A 20,007-nucleotide genomic window follows, 5' to 3' on the forward strand; every position below is an offset into this window, starting at 1 on the left:
CCCAAAACCATCTCATATATTTATTTACACATTTACAATTGACTTATAATTTTTTTCAAGCGACTTACCTACTTCAGACCACTGATAATATTCTTTAACCATTTTTTCTCCATTACTAGCTAATCTTTGAGCATATGTGGTATCATCTAATAATTTTAAGATACTTCTAGTAAGCTCTTCACTATTACAATTTACTACTTCTCCTGCATCACACTTAAGTAATTCACGATATATATTCACTTTATTCGATATGATAACAGGTAATCCCATAATCATAGCTTCTATAACTGAAATCCCGAAATTTTCAGAGTATGATGGAAGCACAAACATTTCTGCTACTGATAAAGCTTGTAATTTTTCATCACCCGAAAGCATTCCTGTAAATGTTACCTTATTATCAATATTATTTTCTTTTATCCACTCTTTAACCTGTACCCCATACCCTTCATTATCTGGCCCTACAATCATCAAGTGTACATCCTCTTTTTGTTTTGCGACTTGAGTGAAAGAATCAATTAATAAATCTAAACCTTTTTTAAAATTTAATCGACTAAAAAACAATACCACTTTTTTACCTTTAATTTCTGGATATTTATCATAAAAGTCATCTAGGGATTTGGGACTGTAATAATTCTCTAGGTTAATACCATTTGGAACAACAAAACCATTTGGATTGTTAATAAATTCTTTAGCTAATTCCCATTCTTCTTCCGTAGTATAATGTAAAGCTGCAGCCTGACTTAAATTTTTATTTTCAAATAAAAACTCTAAAATAGCCTTTCTTCTCCTATGTCTTTTATATAAAAATGGATCTAGCGTCCCATGAGGTCTTACAATGTAAGGAACGTCATACTTTCTACAATAATGAGCTGCCATAGCTCCATGGAATAAATATAATGAATGTATATGCACTATATCAAAATTTTTTATTTCTTTTTTTAAAGCATTAGCTAAAGGGAACGATGTACCAAAAAAACGCGGATTTTGAATAGGAAAGTATTTGATTTTCACACCGTCCTTTACTATAAATTGATTAATAGGTACATTCAATGTATCCCTTCCATCTTGATTCGTAGTAAAAATAGTTACGTCGTGCCCAGATTCCGCCAAACTCTTAGTCATCCCCAGGATAGCCTGAGAGGGTCCTCCATACCGAGGTGCCAAATTAGAAATTACATGTAAAATTTTCATTTTATAAAACACTCCATAAAAGTTAAATGTCTTTCTGGTTAGTAAAATATATACTTCTTTTTCTATTTATGTAATTAAAAAAGAGAAAATATATTCCCATAAAAACCAAGAACATAGATACAATATAAATTAGTAACTGAAAGTTACTATTTAAAATAATAACTTTTTGTAAATTAAGATTCACAAAATATAATGTCAAGATGGAAATTAAAGAACTAAAAAAAACTTTACATAAATTCACAATTAAGTTTCTCCATTTTAAACTCCCAATAAATTTATGTACACTGTGAAATAAGAAGATGGTAGTAACTGCTATAGCCAGACTCGTACCAAGAGCAATTCCGTTAATCCCCAAATATTTGATAAAACTTAAACTCATAGCAACATTTAATACAACTGTTAAAACCCCACTAATTAAGGGTACCTTAATATTTTCAACTGCATAAAATACCCTAACTAATATATCTCTATAGCTAAAAAATATCATACCTAAAGTATAGTAAAACAGAATCCCCGAAGTAACAAAAATATCTGATTCTGTAAAACTACCTCTCCCAAATAATACTTTTACAATTTCATTATTAAATAATAAAGTAAACATTATTAAAGGAATTAGTAATATATTAGTTGTTTTTATAGAGTTTTCTAATAAATTGACTTGATCACTGCTTTTTGCATTCATCTTAGCCATTAAAGGGAAAACAACCGTAACTATAGCGTACGAAATAATACCAAATATAAAGCCATTTAGCTTTCCTGCATAATTTAAAGCTGCTATACCACCTTCTCCAACACTTGAGGCTAATAACCTATCCACTATCGTTACAATTTGTTGAACTCCTATTCCCACGGTAACTGGAACTAATAATGTGTATAGGGACTTAAGATTAGGGTGCCTAAAATCTAATTGAAAATAATAACGATAACCATATCTTCTAGCCAATGCATATAAAATTCCTAACTGAATTATACTTCCGATAAAAACCATTAATGTTATAACGTATATTCCAAAGATAGGAGCTATGAAAAAGCTTATTATAACCAAAACATAATTAGGAAAGCTTGCTAATAAGGCTTGCTTAAAAGCCTCATGACATTGTAAAAAGCTTGTTAGAACTACAGAAACACTCGAAAAAACCAAAGAAGGTATCACAAAATATGTTAATTTAGTTGTTAAGCTTAGAGATTCTGTACTAAGTTCTCCACCTAACATACTCATGACATGCTTATTAAACACTAACAAAACTAGCATTATTAATAAACTAACTAAACTTAGAATTGTAATTAAATTGTTAGTAAATTGAGTAGCATCTTGTTTTTTTTGTTTTTTCAATTTAGAAAAAATCGGCACGTATGAGGTACCGATTGCTGATTGAAATGCTGCAAAAATAATTGTAGGAAGTGTTAAAGATAATATAATAGCATCTGCTTTATAAGTTGTTCCATAGTAGTATCCTATTAATAGTTCTCTAAAAAAACCTAAAAATTTAATCATAAAGGATAAAATTCCTACATACAAAGTTGTTTTAGCTAAAAAACTAATTGGTTTTTTACTCAAAAAATATCCCCTCAACTACCTAGTTTATTTATTTCTTCTGCTATTGAACGACTTATAACTTCGTAACCTTGGGAATTGGGATGAAAATGATCATGTAAGAAAACTTCGTCAAATTCATAATGACTTAATTGATTATATATATTAATATATGATAGGTTTTTTTCTAACGCTATCTTTTCAATGACTTTATTATATTTTTGGAATTCATTAGTACAGTAAGGGAAATAATGATCATTAATATTGACAGTTGATAATAAAATTACGTATTTTATATTCTTACTGACGCTTTCAATAAATTTCATATATAATTCTTCAAACTCTTCTATACCTACCCATTGAACATATCCTAAATTACGAATTAACAATTTCTTGAAATTATATCTTATATTTGAGTCGAATTTTTGAACTAACTTCTTTAATGACTTGCTTGTATATAAAGCTCTAGGGTCCATCATTCCTAGTCTTTTATATCTACTAGGTGCTAATCTATAAGCGATTGTATTATCTTTAGGTCTTGTTAAAGCTTCTACTTGACCATAACAAACAATTAACACTTCAGGATTATAATGTAATATATTGTCTTTTTGTTGTAAAGCATATTTAATAGTAGTCCCCGTTAAAGAAAAGTTTTTGAATTGAAAATCCTTAAACTGACTCTCTAATATTTTACAATAATTTATTTTCTTACTCCCAATTCCTTCGGAAATACTATCTCCAATAATAGCTATCTTCAATTTTATCACCTTTACATTAAAGTATTGTAAAATTCACTCCATTTTTTTGAATACCTTTTCCAAGTATATTTTTGAGAATTATTGTAAGCATTTATAGACATCCTCTTAAGTTCATCTGGGTTTTCTAAGAAATATTCTAGAGAATTTATAATTTCTTCTGAATTTTGAGGATTAACAATAAATCCATCCATATTATCGGTTACTACTCCTTGACAATATTTATTTACAATACAAGGCAAACCATAAGTCATGGCCTCTAATGTAACCATCCCAAATCCTTCCATCAAAGCTGGGAATATAAAAATATCATTTTCCTTATAAATAGCACCAATCTTAGAATTAGGAACACTTTTTAAATACTTTACGTTTTCTAACTCCTCTATTCTTTTAATTAACTTCTGATCTTCTTGTAAGCGAGGAGTTCCAATAATAGTAAACTCTATTGGAGCATTCTCCATTTTCTGTATGGCTTCTAAAAGATATGGTATTCCTTTGATTAAACTAATACTACCAATATATAGAACTTTGATCTTTCTTTTTTCTATTTCCTTATTTTCTATTTCTTCTAAAGAAACTGTGGCTCCTAACATATTAGGATTCACTCCATACGGCCACAGTGATATTTTGCCTGAATTATCTTCACCTACTATTTCTAATGCAGTTTGATAAGATAATTCAGACGCAGTATGTATATGAGTAGCCATCTTCATATTATCTATGTGTTGTTGTATCTTTCCTTCTGGGAAAAAGTTGTCAACATATTGTAATGAAAAGTTGTTATTTTTAATTTCGTCTAACAAAGTAAACCTTTGAGTATAACTAATTGGTTGTATCTGTTCATATACAATTTTTTTGTCGTTGTTGTAAGCATACTTAATTACTTGACTACAATAATCTTGTAGAACATGAACAGTTTCACTCTTCTTAATTGTTCTTATAGAGGATCGATCAAAAAAATTCACATAATTATCATGTAAGCTTTTATATTTTTGAAAAGCTAAAAAATATAAATTAAGGTGTAAATTAGTCTGTACCACCTCGTCTATCTCTTCTAATCTATATCCTTTAAATTTATTTTTGTACTTGGTGTTTTTCAAAATATTACTAATCATGTTCTGCTTGTCATACATTCCTAATAGAGCATTAGTTTGATGAGAAGATTTTTTAATCCCATTAATACTATGAAAAACATGATGTTTTAACGGATGAACTATACTAACTTTCATTTGTAACACCTACACTCTTTTCTTCTTTTATATATACTAAATAAATAGTAAAGATTGTTAATACAAGATATCCATAATGCTCAATAATATTTCCTACGAATGAGATGAGAAAGAACACTAATACGAAAGTTAACACAAAGACAATATTATTTCTATAAAGATGGATTAAATAAATAATTAGCGTAAATAAGAGACACAAAACTATACACAGCCCTATAAAACCGAACTGTGTGATAATTGTATTATAAGTTCCGTCTACAATTACCGAGTAAACATCTTGAATATTATATTGGCTACCTAAACTTAAAGCTGTATTTGTTCCATAACCTATACCTCTTCCAAATAATACTTCTTTAAAAGTTGCACCAGATAAATATTCAAAAATGTAAGTGAACCTTCCATTTTCAAGATTAGTTTTGAGCGCATCCCCTCGGCCTGCTACTAAATTCGTAAGATTTAAAATGAGTGGTATTGATACGACGATAGCAATAAAAAAGATGTAATCTAGCAACCCGCGAGAAGACCTATTTGTAACTAACATATAAATGGAACAAAATATCAAAAATAGGGTTAATAACATTACAATGCGTGTTCCTGTTTGAACGGTTACGAATAATGTAACTAGTTGCAACAAGATATAGACTTTATTAGTTATGAAATTGTAATTAAATTTCAAAACAAATAATAAAACTGCGTAAGCTAAAGCGAACGTAGCTAAATTCCCCGACCCTTCAAAGGCTCCCACAAGCCTATGATTCCCTATGGCCCATCCATAATAATCTTTAATAACAATGCCTTGAAATATTGTAATTATAAGATTACATAGTAGAGCTGAAGTTGCTATTAAGAAAAGCCCTTTTTTAGAAATAACTCTGCCATATATAACTGCTGCCATTAAAGGGATAAAAATAAAAACGAGAATTCTCATGCCCGCTATAATCATATTAGTTGAAAAATACTTTGTAAATAATAGTGAGGAAATACCAAAACTTAGCGTAATAACCATTGAAATAAAAATAATACTTGCTTTTTTCACGTTATCCTTTGACTGCCCTCTCATAAAATCTAGGAATATAAGAGAACCTAAAAGTAAAACCATTAATTCTTTAATGAATCTAAAATCGTTTATTAACCCATTAATTCTCACATCGGGAGAATATGAAAAGGAACCCATAACAGGTACATCTTGGATGATACCCATTATAGCATTCGGAAAATACGGTAGCGATACAAATAATACAAGTAGCATAAAGTTGGCATTTATAATTCTAATCAACTTTGTATATAATCCTCTCTTATTTTTAGTTTTTATAAGTTAAGATAAAACATTTATCTCAGTTCATACTAACACACTCTTTATCCTAACTAACTAATTCTAAAATCAATCAAACATTACCTTAATCTTCTCTTCATTTTCAACCTTTTTCATATCCTCTTCAACCATAATACGAACCAACTCTTCAAATGAAGTCTTCGTTGGATTCCAGTTTAATAGTGTCTTCGCTTTAGTCGGATCTCCTAACAGTTGATCCACTTCTGCTGGACGGAAGAACTTAGGATCGATTTCTACAATTACTTCACCCGTTGCTTTATTTGTTCCTTTTTCTTCTAAGCCTTCACCGCTCCATTCAATTTCAATACCTGTGTGTTTGAATGCAAGCTGTACAAACTCACGTACTGAGTGCATTTCACCTGTTGCAATAACAAAATCTTCCGGCTTGTCATGCTGAAGAATTAACCACATGCATTCTACGTAGTCTTTTGCGTAACCCCAGTCGCGTAAAGAATCTAAATTTCCTAGCGTTAATTTTTGTTGTTTTCCTTGCGCGATACGTGAAGCTGCAAGCGTAATTTTCCGCGTTACGAACGTTTCACCGCGGCGCTCTGACTCATGGTTAAATAAAATACCGTTTACTGCAAACATATTGTAAGATTCACGGTAGTTTTTTGTAATCCAGAATCCGTAAATTTTTGCTACACCGTATGGAGAACGTGGATAGAAAGGCGTTGTTTCTTTTTGCGGAACTTCTTGAACTTTTCCGTACAGTTCAGATGTAGAAGCTTGGTACACGCGCGTTTTATCTGTTAATCCTAAAATACGTACAGCTTCAAGAATATTTAACGTACCTTTTGCATCAACATCTAATGTGTATCCAGGCATGTCAAAAGACACACGTACATGTGATTGTGCAGCCAGGTTATAAATTTCATCTGGCTGAATGTCACCAATGATACGCGTAACGTTTAGTGCGTCTGTTACGTCACCATAATGAAGGTGAAAGTTTGAATTATTTAATAATGCGCTTGCTGCTGCTTCTGTTAAAAGATCTTCCAGACGTTCTTGATTGTAAGAAGAGCTGCGGCGAATTAGTCCGTGCACTTCATAGCCTTTTTCTAGTAAAAGTTCTGCTAAGTATGATCCATCTTGTCCTGTTACACCTGTAATTAATGCTGTTTTCATCGTATCCTCCATATATATCAACTGTTATTTTATAATTTAGTTTAAGTGAAAGTATTTACTTATTTTGCTGCAGCTAGTTCGTTATCTAAGAACCATTGATACGCTTTTTGAAGACCGTCTTCTAAAGCAGTTTCTGCTTTCCAGCCAAGAGCGTTTAGTTTTGTTACGTCTACTAGTTTACGAGGCGTTCCGTCTGGTTTTGATGTATCAAATTGAATGTCTCCTTCATAACCAACAACTGCTTTTACTTTTTCGCCAAGTTCTTTAATTGTAATATCTTCTCCCACACCGATATTTACAATTTCATTACCTTCGTATGTATTCATTAAGAACACACACGCATCTGCTAGGTCATCTGAATATAGAAATTCACGTTTTGGTGTGCCTGTTCCCCACATTTCAACAAACGGTGCATTGCTTTCTTTCGCTTCGTGGAACTTGCGAAGAAGTGCAGGAAGAACGTGTGAGGTATGAAGGTCAAAGTTATCGTTTGGACCGTAAAGGTTAGTTGGCATTGCTGAGATGTATTTTGTGCCGTACTGGCGGTTATACGATTCACACATTTTGATTCCAGCAATTTTCGCAATTGCATATGGTTCATTTGTTGGTTCAAGCGCACCTGTTAGTAAGTATTCTTCTTTTAATGGCTGAGGCGCTAATTTTGGATAAATACATGTGCTTCCTAAAAATAATAGTTTCTCTACATCATTGCGATATGCTGCATCAATAATATTTGATTGAATCAATAAATTATCGTGAATAAATTCTGCCGGATATTCATTGTTCGCTACAATACCGCCTACTTTAGCGGCTGCTAAAAAAACAAATTCTGGCTTTTCCTCAGCAAAAAATGCGTCTACTTGCGGCTTGTCTCGTAAATCTAGTTCAGCGCTTGTTCGATACACTAGATTGCTATAGCCTTTTTCTTGCAGTTTTCGCACGATAGCTGAACCGACAAGTCCTCTGTGGCCAGCTACATAAATTTTTGAATTTTTGTTCATTTTAAGACACCAGCTTTCCTTGGTTTAGTAAGCATTTTTTGAGCCAAACATCATAAAAATAGTTCGGCATATAATTTTAATATCGGCCGTGAGGGAACGTGTTGTTATGTATGTTAAATCTAATTCGACCATTTCTTCAAATCCAACATTACTTCTTCCGCTTACTTGCCATAGTCCTGTACAGCCCGGAGTGACAAGCAATCTTTGCAGTTGGTATTCTGTATATTCGTTTACTTCTCTTACAAGCGGTGGTCTGGGTCCTACTAGACTCATATCGCCTTTTAAAACGTTAATTAATTGAGGCAGTTCATCAATACTTGTTTTCCGGATGAATCTCCCTATCTTCGTGATACGCGGATCATTTTTCATTTTAAACATCGCGCCCGTAGCTTCATTTTGTTCAAGTAATTCAGCTAATTTTGCTTCTGCATCTGAAACCATGGAACGAAATTTATACATATTAAATTCTTCACCATTTTTCCCCACTCTTTTTTGAGAGAAGAAAATTGAACCTTTAGGGTCTTCGAGCTTTATTAAAAGACCAACAATAAGAAAAACAACAAACAAAACAAGTAAACCAACGATTGCTCCTGCTATATCTATACATCTCTTAGCCAAAAGGTACCCGGCTTGATTATTAGGCTGAACTTTCTTTTGTACAACTTGTGTTTGTTGAATAGAAGTTTCCGTTTTAGGTTCAGCAACTGATGGCAACGCAACTCACTCCTTCTATTCTACTCTATTTCTACCGGTTTCTTTGTTTCTTTTTTCAATAAATCTTCCATAATTGTTAATAAATTATCACGTAAATCAGCATGTTGCAGAGCAAATTCAATGGTTGTCTGAATAAATCCTAGCTTCTCTCCTACATCATAGCGCTTACCTTCAAAGTCATACGCAAATACACGCTGAATTTCGTTTAGCTTTTGAATAGCATCTGTTAATTGAATTTCACCGCCAGCTCCGACTTCTTGTTCTTCTAAAAATTTAAAGATTTCAGGAGTGAAGACGTAGCGCCCCATAATTGCTAGATTTGAAGGAGCTGTACCTGCCGCTGGTTTTTCTACAAATGTATTTACTTGATGACGACGGCCGTCGTTTGAAATTGGATCTACGATGCCGTAGCGGTGCGTTTGATTGTCAGGAACCGTTTGCACGCCTATTACGGACGAAAGCGTTTGTTCATATTCGTTCATCAACTGACGAAGACAAGGTGTTTCTGCTTGGACAATATCATCGCCTAACAACACGGCAAATGGCTCATCGCCGATAAAGTTACGCGCACACCATACGGCGTGACCTAACCCTTTTGGTTCTTTCTGACGAATGTAGTGAATATCTACGTTTGAAGATTGACGTACTTTTTCTAAAATATCGTACTTTTCTTTTTCAACTAAATTATTTTCAAGTTCTGGAGCATAATCAAAATGATCTTCAATCGCACGTTTTCCTTTGCCTGTTACAATGATAATGTCTTCAATACCTGATTGAACTGCTTCTTCGACGATATATTGAATAGTTGGTTTATCAACGATTGGAAGCATTTCTTTTGGCATTGCTTTCGTTGCGGGTAAAAACCGCGTGCCCAGTCCAGCAGCTGGAATAATAGCTTTTTTAATTTTTTTCACCGTCATTCACTCCTTGTTTCTTCCTATTTATATATATTTTTTTGTAAGCACTTACGAATGCGCTGCAGCTGTAGCTGCAGCGCATTCGTTAATGCTTATAAATTAATAGGGGCATTTAACCCCACCTCACACCACACTCCTGACAACAAACGTGTCTAAGGTAGTTTTCTACCCACAGTGCGGCCGAGTGCCTCCTTTGATAGTGGCTGAGGAGACATCACCATACATATTGCGCTTTATATGACTTTTCTTGAATATTCATCCTTCACTAGATAAAAATTAAAAACTTGTCTTTAATTTCAACAAGTTTCTAAGGCTTCGATACATTTATCTACGATGATTTTCTATAGTTCATTTATCTTATCTATTCTCAATTATTTCTATAAGATTTTATTAACAGTCATTAGACCTATAACTTATGAAGCAATCGCAAAATTAATGTTATCACAAAAATAGGAAAAGAGGGATGAATTTTTTTGTCGAAATTTGCGATATAACAACTTTCTTGAATGAAATGATAATATTTTCACTTCAAAAGACCTTTTCATGTCGTTAAATGCTGATAGTCTCATTTTTTTCTAAATTTAGTAATGTGTTAGAACTTCTGACACCCATACTTGAAATAATTGATATTTCTATATGAAAATATTTTAGGAGAGGATTTATATATAGAGAGACACATGAATATTTCTTGCATTTTCACTACTTTTCTCTTACGATATGAAGATAAATCTAAAAACAAAAGGAATTTTTTGTATGATACTAAAAAGAATTTGTGTTGTTGCGATGATACTTGCTATTTCTCATTTTTCCCATACTCCTCACCTTCAAGTGACGGATCCGCACTCATGGAGTAATGCTTCAGTCTGGAATCATAATACCACTCTTTGGTCTGTGCTACATCCTGGCAGTCAATTTTATACTTCATATTCTTATGGGCTGGAGCTAGAGTTTTTCCTACGTAAACTTGCTCATATTTGTTTTTTCGGCTTATTAGCACTATTAATTTACTGGAATTTTAAAAAAAGTTCTTGGAGATATGTAAAAGCGTGGGTTTTACTCGCTTGTTTTGCTTTTTTAGATGAACTGCACCAAGCTTTTATTATTGGACGTGACGGGCGAATTATGGATGTGGCTATCGATTCATTTGGTGGGGCACTGTTTTTATTTTTATTTTACAGATACAAAAAGATCTCTAAAATTTAGAGATCTTTTTTATGTAATAAACTGTTTACTAGTGACCAAATAAAAAGCTTAGCTTTCCTCTATTCATTACCATTTCATAAACGTCGTATAGGCACTCAAATTCTTCATCAATAAGCTATCTTCACCTTTTCTATACTGTTCTCCATGTATACCCCTGACTTCTTTTTTAAAGTTTTTGAAACTAGCAAAAGTTCTCTCTCTTCCCACTTCCTTTACAGACCTTAATACTTATACGAAATCCATAAATATAGACCTTTTGTCACAAAATGTCGAACAAAACAAATTGCTATGCTCTTTTAGGTCAATTAAAATATTTAAATGGTAAAATATTTTAATTTAAGGAGACTTTAGTATGAAAACAAAAAAATGGTTAGGGTTCATTGCACTATTTGCACTGTTTATGAACTTAGCTCTTCCTCATCAGGCAAATGCAGCCAGTTCAAGTCCTTTCTTAACATCCTTAGATCCTTCCGATTCTACTGGTTATTATACCGATTGGAACGATGAAGCTTTTAAAGATAGCGCTGGAAAAAATGTGTCAAACGGATTTGGGTTAAAAACTTATAGTGCTGGTGATGAGTCGTATGTTTCGTACGATATAGAAGGCCAGAATTACACTCATATTCAAGGGAAAGTAACGTTAGACAGCCGCTACTTGCAAGGCGATTATGGAAAAACAGCTGTAGGTTTCTATGCAGATGATCGCTTAGTTTATGAGAAGCAAATGAACCGAACAAGTTCGTCACAGAGCTACAACGTAGCGTTACCAAAAAACACAAAAACATTTTCTATTGTGATTATGCAGTTAGATGGCAGCAAAGGTACTCATTTAGTTGTTATTCAAGATGCAAAATTCATCAAAACAGGTTCTTTCTTAAACGTAGGTGACACGCAATATCATTCGGCTTTAAGTATTGGATCTTCTGACAGCGAGTACTACTACATAACAGGCGACACTAAAACGTTCCGAGACATTAATGGAAATATTATTACAAAAGGCTTCCAGCTGCACAGTTACGACAGTGGAAGTGCTTATGCAACCTACAATGTAAATGATACAGGCTATAATGTGTTCGAAACTTCAGTATCGCTTGACTCGAATAATGTCACTGGAGATTATGGCAAAACAGTTGTTGGCATTTATGCTGATTCTTATCTTCTGTATGAAAAAGAATTGTCGTCTAAGACTCCTATTCAGCAAGTGAAAGTCAATATTCCTAAGAATACTTCACAAATTAAAATTGTTGCTCAGCAATTAAAAGGAGCAAAAGGAACTCACTCTGTTACCTTTAACCAACCTGTGTTTAAAACCGTTGGCTCTTCGTTTGTTTCGGTACCATACACAACGTCTCCTCAAAGTATTGGAGCAGACGACTCATACATGCTGCTTGAAGATGAACCCACTTCTTCAGATTATGTAACGCATTATGCAAACGGATCTTTGGGAAGCAGCAGTATTCTGTTAAAAGGCATAACCTATGATCCGTCTTATGCTCAATATAATATTAGTGATACAGACGTAAATGTGTTCAAGGCCAAGTTATCTCTTGACTACGAGTCCGTACAAGGTGATCACGGTTCATCCGTAGTAAAAATCTTCGCAGACAATAAGCAAATATTTGCGAAAACAATTAAAAAGTCAACAAACATTGAAAATTTAGCATTACAAATCCCGGCTCGCACCAAATATTTTAAGATTACTGTAGATTCAAAAGCAGGAGCAAAAGGAACTCAAAATATTCTATTCGGTAATCCAGTGTTTCAAAAACTTCCTGCCTCTGGCAAACTGTCTTCATCACGTATTTCTGTTGAAAACAATTACAATAAAGATGATATTGTAACCGTGCGTTCGATCACAAAAGGTGACGTTATTAAAGTGTACAATTCAAAAGGCACTTTGCTTGCTACTTCTAAACCTGCAACAACGAATTATACAAAAGTAGCTGTTAAACAGCTTGGTACAGGGAAAGGTACGATTTTAGTATCTCGCATCAGTCCTAATAAAGCAGAAAGCGCTACGGTATCAGCTTCTTTTGCAGCTGAACCAGCTGTGTCGTCTTCTGTTTCAGCTCAGCAAACAACCATTGTAAATAACAAAGGAAAAAACGATACAATCACAGTTAAATCACTTACTAAAGGCGACAAAGTAAAAGTATATGACGTAAAAGGAACGCTTATTGCTACGTCAGGTGCTGCCGCAAAAGATTCTGTTGTGATTTCTGTTAAACAGCTTGGTACAGGAAAAGGAACAGTATATCTTACTCGCCTTACACCTAACAAACTTGAAAGCGTAAAAACAGCTGTTTCTTACGCAGCTGAACCGGTTACTTCGTCCAGTCTTTCCGCTAGCAGAGTAACCATCGAAAATAACCGCAACAAAGACGACGTTATTACCGTTAAGTCTTTATATAAAGGTGATGTTGTTAAAGTATATAATAGCCAAAACAAACTGATTGCAACGTCAAAGCCAGCCGCTACTTATTACGTTAAAATATCTGTTAAACAGCTTGGAAAGAATAAAGGCAATGTGTTTTTGACTCGAACAAGCAGTAAAAAGCTAGAAAGTACAAAGATTTCAGTTCCATTTAAAGCAGAATAAGCAACATACTAAAAAGCAGCTTATGATTATTTCATAAGCTGCTTTTTTCATTACTTATACTTCTATTACAGGCGTGCGCTTTGCTACTTTTTGATCGCCTTTTTTCACAAATACTTTAACGCTGTATTTTCCAGGATGTTCTACTTTGTAACGTAACTTTGCACTAGGAGAATATGATACCTTTTTCACAGGATCCGCTTGTCCTTGTTTAAACACGTAATACGCAAAGTGTACCGGCTCTTTAGAGTCTTGAGGCACACTGCATGATACCGAAATCATCTGATTTTCATTGGTAATCGCGGCTTCTTTAATCACGAGCTGACCTGTTATGTTTGAAACTTGATCAATTAAATATTGAGAGAAATAGACTCCGACTTTTCCATGTTCACTGTAGTCTTGGACATCGAGATTATATGGAATGTTTCGCTTTTGTAAAATTTCAATAAAAGGCTTAATATGCTTTTCGTAATGCGAGTCTCCGCTTCCTACATGCACATTAATATTCGTTGTATATGTACCTTTCTCTACAAGATCCACATAGATTCGGTCTAAATAATCTTTATGACCCGGAGTATTTCCGCCTGTAATAACTTTTAAAACGGTCTGCCTTGTATAACGCTTTGTTGTGTACAAGTACTCCCCTACTTTAAATTGAAAGCCACCGGCAATTACGTGACCAAAATCATACTTTAACGCAAAGTATACTGCCGCACTTCCACCTTTACTAGATCCGGCCGTCATAATATTTTTTCTCATAATCTTGTATTCATTCGAAATCGAATAAATGAGTGATGCAACTGATACTTCATAGTCAAGCTTCTTATTATGACCTAAATAATAGCAAGGATGCCCTAAGCATTGATCGAGGATAAATAAGCGGTGGCAATCTATATCTTTAAGATATTTCACATAGTTATAGTAAGGTAAGACACCTTCTTCTTCTTTTCCGTTGAAACCAGAAAACACAACAATTAAATGTTTAGAGGGTTTGCTTGCAGGCATAAATAAATATTTAATGTCCTGAGCTCCTTTAAACACCTTCTCATTTTCAATAATATACGCTGACAAAGACATAATTCTTTTCTCCTATTTAACTGGTATTTTATACTACATTATACCATGAAATTCTTTATTACGTATACGAAATATTGTGAAGAAAAGGTGTGTTTAAATAGGTGTAAGCTTTACTTTACAGTAGTCCATGCGTAAGGACTATATACACCATCAGCTTTTATGATGACATACATTCTAGTTCCTGTTTTTTGAGAAGGAATGGATACCTTGTATGTTCCTCTCGCATCTACTTTTCCTCGACCGACAATAGGAGATTTACTTGAGCCAGCTTTGACATAGACTAAAGCTCCTGGCGCTGCTTTTCCAGATACAGCTGTAGAGGTTCTGATAACCGAGTTAATAGTAGGCGCTTTAGGTGCTGGTTTTGCTTGAATCGTAACGGAAGAATAAGAACTGTATTTTATAGTATTTTTTACGATTACGTACATTTTTCTTCCTGCATTTTGTTTTGGAATAGAGATAGAAAAACTACCTTTTGCATTTGTTTTCCCTCTAAAAGAAGTGGTGTTTTTACTAGAATCTAATTTTACATATACCGTCGTATTTGCTTCTGCTTTTCCGCTTAACACGGTATCATCCTCTGTAACTGGATTAAGCACAGGTGCCGCTGGTGCAGGATAAGCTTTAACAGTAACGCCTGTATACTTGCTGTATTTCACAGCATTTTTGGCAATAACATATACTTTCGTTCCTGCCGCCTGAGCTGGAATTGCAACAGTAAAGTTTCCTTTTGAATCTGCTTTTCCTCTGGCTTCAATCTGTCCGGAAGTAGAGTCAAGCTTAATATACACAAGCGCATTTGCCTCTGTTATTCCTTTTACGGCTGTATCTGTTTCTTTCAATTCATTTACTGCCGGATTTTTAGGTGCAGCTATTGCTTTTACCACCGTTGAAGCATAGGGGCTATAATTCACATCATTTTTTAAAATGACATATATTTTTGTTCCCGCTGCTTGTTTTGGAATAGAAATAGAGAAGTTTCCGTTGCTGTCCGCTTTTCCTCTGGCAGCAATCGCAGCACTCGTAGAATTAAATTTCACGTAGACAAGTGTATTCGCTTCTGCTTTTCCCGTTATTTTTGTATCCGTTTCATTAATTGAATTCAAGGAAGCTGCATATGGAGCTGTTTTATAAGAACGTTCTGCTTTCGTGCTGTAATATTCAGTAAGAGCTGTACCTGGATAATAAAATGCTAAAATCTCTTTATAATCCATTCCTTGATTGGCCATTACGTTCGATCCCTGCTGGCTCATCCCTACTCCATGTCCAAAACCTTTTCCACGAATCGTAAACGACGTATCACCTTCCTCAATCTTAGTCACGTACAGATTTAGCATAGATGATCCTTCAATTAAATTTTTAACTGTATTAGCACTTTCTCCTGTTAAATCCCAATCATGAATAAGGATTTTACCTTCTTTATCCACATCATTTTTCTTAATATAACGAACGCTTAGATCTCCTTTTGTGACACGCTGTCCAGACCCACGGTCATAAAAATCTATTTTTGTAATCTCAGTGATTTTGATGTCTTTTATATCTAATCCGTTAGCTTTCATTTTGTTTTTAATGTTATCAGTCATTTTTAAATCTTTTTCGTTCGTTTGACTCCACCACGTATCGGATGCAGCTAAATCTTTTGTTGATAAATCAATTTGCTGCTTATTTACGACCTTTTTCCACGGCATTTGAGGATCGTATGGGTCGTTCTTTACTTGGAAATAAGGTAGTGGATCACCTTTAGTCCAGTAGTTGGAGTTAGCCTCAATAATTCCGCCGTTACTTGAAGAAAAAAAAGTTTCTACTACTCCTCCCTTGTACGTCACCACTTCACCAAACGTCTCTTCAATAGCTCTATCAGTAAGAGGAGTAATAGATAGTTCTTGTTTTCCTCCGTACACTTGCTTAAATTGTGTATCCGTAAGGTCAGAGTCCTTTAGATGTTTTAATGCGTACCCTCGAGCTGCTACTGCTTGAGCTTTAAATGTATTTAAAGAAGTCCAATTTTTTAAGGATTCTTCTGGAACTACACCTTTTAGGTAATCTTCGATTGGCAATGTATTAATGGGACGAACGTACTTTTGACTTTCATTCGTGAATGCTACATCACCTAAGTACTTTCTTCCTTGTATACTTAATGTCGCACTATATGTAGAAGGAGTTACTTCAAAGCTAGAAAATTCCCCAAGCTTCTCTGTTCCTTTATAAATAGCTACGCCATTAGATGTTACTTTCACTTCATAATCTTTTTTAGCGCTTAAGGTTAAATTAGTATCTTTAATGCGATAAATTTCTGATGACTGAATCGTAATTGAGCTTTTGCTACCTAAATAGTTTGATAGCTTCACTGAAATTAATGGCTCTGTTTCAGCTGCTTCTGCTTTGTTCACAACGTTTAAAGCAATAAGCATAATGATGACTGCAAAGAAAATTTTTTCTATTTTTTTCATTAATCTTTTTACTCCTTTTTCGTTTTTAATAATCCTCCTCGAAAATCTCTTGTTTAATATCGGTACGAAATCGAAAATAATAACAAAAATCAACATATTATTCTATAAATATACAAATAGCTTGTCACCAATTGGGTGACAAGCTATAATCAAAACTCTATTATTTTACTGTTAGAACCGCGTATGGTGTATACTTACCGGAAGTCTTCTTAGCTGTTACACTTAGTTTGGTTCCGGCTTTTTGAGATGGAATGTTTACATAAAAACTGCCGCTTGCACTGGCTTTTCCTCTACCAATAATATCTGCTCCCACTTTCACATAAATAAGAGCATTGGGCTCTGTTTTTCCTGTTACTTTCGTATCCCTCGATGTTACTTGATCCACTGCTGGCGATAAAGATTGTTCAGTAGAACCAGCTGCAACAACTACATGAGTATATGGGCTATAATTTCCAGCTCCATCTTTTAATACAACATTCACTTTCGTTTTCGCTTTTTGTTTTGGTATAGCAACAGCAAAACTACCTTTTTTATCCGTTTGATTTTTTCCAATAATCGTAGCTCCCACTTTGACAAATACTAACGTTTTCGGTTCAGCTTTTCCTGTGACCTTTGTATCGTTCGTAGTTACAGGATTTACTGTTGCTTGCAGCGGAGCCGTCTTATCTTGAACTGTTACACTTGTTGGAGTACTCGTGTTGTTTGATGAATCTCTCGCTGTTACAGATAGGACTGTTCCTGCTTTTTGCTTATCAATCGTTACACTGTAGGTACCATCTGATTTAGCACTCGTTTTATATAGCTTACCGTTAATTTTCACTTCCACTAAAGCATTTTTTTCAGCTGTTCCTGTCACTGCTTGATCTGCATCACTCACTTCATTTACCTGAGGTGTTGGCGGTGCTATTCGATCTGCTGCGCCTACTAAAATAGAAGTAGAAGGACTGTAGTTACCTGCTGCATCTTTAGATAAGATAACTAATTTTGTTTTAGCTTTCTGCTTTGGAATGTTTGCAGTAAACGTTCCTTTTGTATTCGCTGTTGCCCGGCCGATAATAGTTGATCCGACTTTTATATAGACTGCATTTTTTACTTCTACACTACCTGTCACTTTTGTATCATCAGCTGTTACCGCATTCACCTTTGGCGCTTTAGGTTTCGTTTTATCCTGTACGATAACAGTAGTGGGACCACTGCTGTTTTTTGCTTGATCCGTTGCTGTTATAGATAAAGTAGATCCTGCTTTTTGTTTATCGATACTTACACTATAAGTTCCGTCTGCCTTAACAATTGTTGTGTATGTTTTAGTTCCTGCTTTCACTTCAATCGTTGCATTTTTTTCTGCAGTTCCCGTAACCAATTGATCTTGGTCGCTTACAGGATTCACTTTTGGTGATGGTGGCGCAATTCGATCCACATATCCTACAGTTATAGAAGCTGCCGGGCTATAGTTTCCAGCTCCATCTTTAGAAAGAATGCTTAATTTTGTCTTCGCTTTTTGCTTTGGTATAGTTGCAGTAAATTGCCCTTTTGAATTCGCTGTTGCTCGGCCTATGATTGTAGACCCAAGTTTCACGTATACGCTATTTTTTGCTTCTACCATTCCAGTAACTTTAGTATCTTCATTTGTTACTGCATTAACTTTTGGTGTTTGAGGTTTTGTTTTATCTAAAACGTTCACAGATGCGCTTTCACTTTTATTGCCTACTTCATCTGTTGCTGTAATCGTTAATTTCGTTCCAGCTTTTTGCTTTTTAATTAAGACAGAGTATTGGCCATTTTTATCTGTTGTAGCTTTATATGTGCTAGTCGCTGCTTTGACCGTTACAACGGATTCCGCATCAGCAGTACCCGTCACCGTTGTATCCAGATCACTTACAGCATTCACTGTCGGCTTGCTGACTGGCACAGCACCGTACACTTTATATGTCTTAGTAGTTGTATTTCCAAACACATCAATAAATTTGAACGTTAACTGCTTTTGATTTTCCACATTATAACCATTTAAACGGAATGTTCCGTTACTATTTAAACCTAACGGGCGATCATTTAGATATACATCTACAACAGGCACCGTTACTCCTTCAATGTCCACTTTTCCGTTAACCGCTTTTAACGGCGTATTATAAACTGTAAGTGGAACATCTTTTAACGGCTGATTTGAAATACTTAATCCTGAAATAGAATTACTTCCGCTTAGAACGACATACCCGTTATATAACGAGTTGCTATAGCCGGAAGTAAAGTTTTTAGCATAGATTGTTCCATTTATACTTAAACCTCCGTAGCTCCTAAGCGCACCCAAAACGTAAATGTTACCGTTTATTCTTACGTTTCCATTAATAGTTAAAATAGCATTTGGTCCGATGTAAACATCATGATCAATGACTTGATTTGACCAAACTTCATTACTTGTTACTACATAATTATCTAAAGGCTTAATAGGTTTTAAAATAGTAAAATTCCCATCTTGAATATTTGTTGTAACGTTTGTTTTATTTCCATTTAAATCAACAATTTCAATAGATGCTACTTTCCATTCTCCAACTTCGGCATCACTTGGAACGTACCATTCTTTAAAAAAGGTTTCTTGATCAGAGCCTTTGTCTAACACAATAGCTTCCGTTTTTTTAGAATTCGGTTTTATGTAGTTAACCGTTACGCTTTTTACTAAGGTATCATCAGTTGCTTTTACGGTGATGCGGTTGTAATTATCAACAAGATGAGTACTTACATTTATTTCTTTAAAAACAGGGGATATTTCGTCATCTTCGTAATTATTTAAAATGAAGCTACCCTCAGGTATTTCATTGTAAAGAGATAACGTATTTTCTGCTTTGTCCGTTATGTAAAGACTGGTTATTTCCCATTCTCCAGGT

14 protein-coding genes are annotated in these 20,007 nt (G+C 34.3%); 2 read left to right on the top strand and 12 right to left on the bottom strand.

Translation table 11 applies throughout. The annotated features are described in order from the left end of the window. Positions 1–24 precede the first annotated feature (24 nt). From AC2YJL_RS18335 to galU, 9 genes are all read right to left on the bottom strand, one after another. Entirely contained in the window at positions 25–1,191 is a 1,167-nt protein-coding gene (locus tag AC2YJL_RS18335) for a glycosyltransferase (RefSeq protein WP_487374859.1), read from the bottom strand. A gap of 22 nt (positions 1,192–1,213) precedes the next feature. Further along, positions 1,214–2,749, bottom strand: coding sequence for a murein biosynthesis integral membrane protein MurJ (gene murJ / locus AC2YJL_RS18340; RefSeq protein WP_487374860.1), 1,536 nt, complete (start codon positions 2,747–2,749; stop codon positions 1,214–1,216). 11 nt (positions 2,750–2,760) lie between these two features. Then, entirely contained in the window at positions 2,761–3,483 is a 723-nt protein-coding gene (locus AC2YJL_RS18345; RefSeq protein ID WP_487374861.1) for an SGNH/GDSL hydrolase family protein, read from the bottom strand. An 11-nt stretch (positions 3,484–3,494) separates the two neighbouring features. Further along, a complete protein-coding gene (locus AC2YJL_RS18350; RefSeq protein ID WP_487374862.1) occupies positions 3,495–4,709 on the bottom strand; it encodes a glycosyltransferase family 4 protein in 1,215 nt (404 codons plus the stop codon). Beyond that, positions 4,699–5,985 carry a hypothetical protein gene (locus AC2YJL_RS18355; protein WP_487374863.1) on the bottom strand — a complete coding sequence of 429 codons (1,287 nt, stop codon included), beginning with the start codon at positions 5,983–5,985 and terminating at the stop codon, positions 4,699–4,701. The genes AC2YJL_RS18350 and AC2YJL_RS18355 overlap by 11 nt, the downstream gene beginning before the upstream one ends. 105 nt (positions 5,986–6,090) lie before the next feature. After that, positions 6,091–7,170, bottom strand: coding sequence for a GDP-mannose 4,6-dehydratase (gmd, locus tag AC2YJL_RS18360; protein WP_487374864.1), 1,080 nt, complete (start codon positions 7,168–7,170; stop codon positions 6,091–6,093). 59 nt (positions 7,171–7,229) lie between these two features. After that, positions 7,230–8,171 (bottom strand): GDP-L-fucose synthase, encoded by a 942-nt coding sequence (gene fcl, locus AC2YJL_RS18365; protein ID WP_487374865.1) that lies wholly within the window; start codon positions 8,169–8,171, stop codon positions 7,230–7,232. Between the two features lie 24 nt (positions 8,172–8,195). After that, the gene (locus tag AC2YJL_RS18370; protein WP_487374881.1) at positions 8,196–8,849 is read right to left on the bottom strand and encodes a sugar transferase; all 654 of its coding nucleotides are present in this window, start codon (positions 8,847–8,849) and stop codon (positions 8,196–8,198) included. 56 nt (positions 8,850–8,905) lie between these two features. After that, on the bottom strand, positions 8,906–9,799 hold the full coding sequence (gene galU, locus AC2YJL_RS18375; RefSeq protein WP_487374866.1) for a UTP--glucose-1-phosphate uridylyltransferase GalU: 894 nt from the start codon (positions 9,797–9,799) through the stop codon (positions 8,906–8,908). Between the two features lie 756 nt (positions 9,800–10,555). Between galU and AC2YJL_RS18380 the strand changes: the two genes are divergently transcribed. Continuing rightward, positions 10,556–11,005: a VanZ family protein gene (locus tag AC2YJL_RS18380; RefSeq protein ID WP_487374867.1), complete on the top strand. Its 450-nt coding sequence runs from the start codon at positions 10,556–10,558 to the stop codon at positions 11,003–11,005. A gap of 352 nt (positions 11,006–11,357) precedes the next feature. Beyond that, the gene (locus AC2YJL_RS18385) at positions 11,358–13,604 is read left to right on the top strand and encodes an NPCBM/NEW2 domain-containing protein (protein WP_487374868.1); all 2,247 of its coding nucleotides are present in this window, start codon (positions 11,358–11,360) and stop codon (positions 13,602–13,604) included. Positions 13,605–13,658: 54 nt separating this feature from the next. Here AC2YJL_RS18385 and AC2YJL_RS18390 read toward each other — a convergent pair whose 3' ends face one another. The 3 genes from AC2YJL_RS18390 to AC2YJL_RS18400 form a co-directional block, all read right to left on the bottom strand. Then, positions 13,659–14,678 (bottom strand): hypothetical protein, encoded by a 1,020-nt coding sequence (locus AC2YJL_RS18390; RefSeq protein WP_098332175.1) that lies wholly within the window; start codon positions 14,676–14,678, stop codon positions 13,659–13,661. 110 nt (positions 14,679–14,788) lie between these two features. Next, the gene (locus AC2YJL_RS18395; protein WP_487374869.1) at positions 14,789–17,128 is read right to left on the bottom strand and encodes a SpoIID/LytB domain-containing protein; all 2,340 of its coding nucleotides are present in this window, start codon (positions 17,126–17,128) and stop codon (positions 14,789–14,791) included. Between the two features lie 160 nt (positions 17,129–17,288). Next, positions 17,289–20,007 (bottom strand): Ig-like domain-containing protein (locus AC2YJL_RS18400; RefSeq protein WP_487374870.1); only part of this gene is annotated, 2,719 nt, incomplete at its 5' end.

It is taken from the genome of Priestia sp. SRI_019, from assembly GCF_057586255.1.

What these genes read in the sequence shown, in the direction of transcription:
- AC2YJL_RS18380 (WP_487374867.1), top strand. Translation starts at nt 10,556, where the DNA reads ATGATACTAAAAAGAATTTGTGTTGTTGCGATGATACTTGCTATTTCT.
- gmd (WP_487374864.1), bottom strand. Translation starts at nt 7,170, where the DNA reads ATGAAAACAGCATTAATTACAGGTGTAACAGGACAAGATGGATCATAC.
- AC2YJL_RS18335 (WP_487374859.1), bottom strand. Translation starts at nt 1,191, where the DNA reads ATGAAAATTTTACATGTAATTTCTAATTTGGCACCTCGGTATGGAGGA.
- fcl (WP_487374865.1), bottom strand. Translation starts at nt 8,171, where the DNA reads ATGAACAAAAATTCAAAAATTTATGTAGCTGGCCACAGAGGACTTGTC.
- AC2YJL_RS18385 (WP_487374868.1), top strand. Translation starts at nt 11,358, where the DNA reads ATGAAAACAAAAAAATGGTTAGGGTTCATTGCACTATTTGCACTGTTT.
- AC2YJL_RS18390 (WP_098332175.1), bottom strand. Translation starts at nt 14,678, where the DNA reads ATGTCTTTGTCAGCGTATATTATTGAAAATGAGAAGGTGTTTAAAGGA.
- AC2YJL_RS18395 (WP_487374869.1), bottom strand. Translation starts at nt 17,128, where the DNA reads ATGAAAAAAATAGAAAAAATTTTCTTTGCAGTCATCATTATGCTTATT.
- AC2YJL_RS18350 (WP_487374862.1), bottom strand. Translation starts at nt 4,709, where the DNA reads ATGAAAGTTAGTATAGTTCATCCGTTAAAACATCATGTTTTTCATAGT.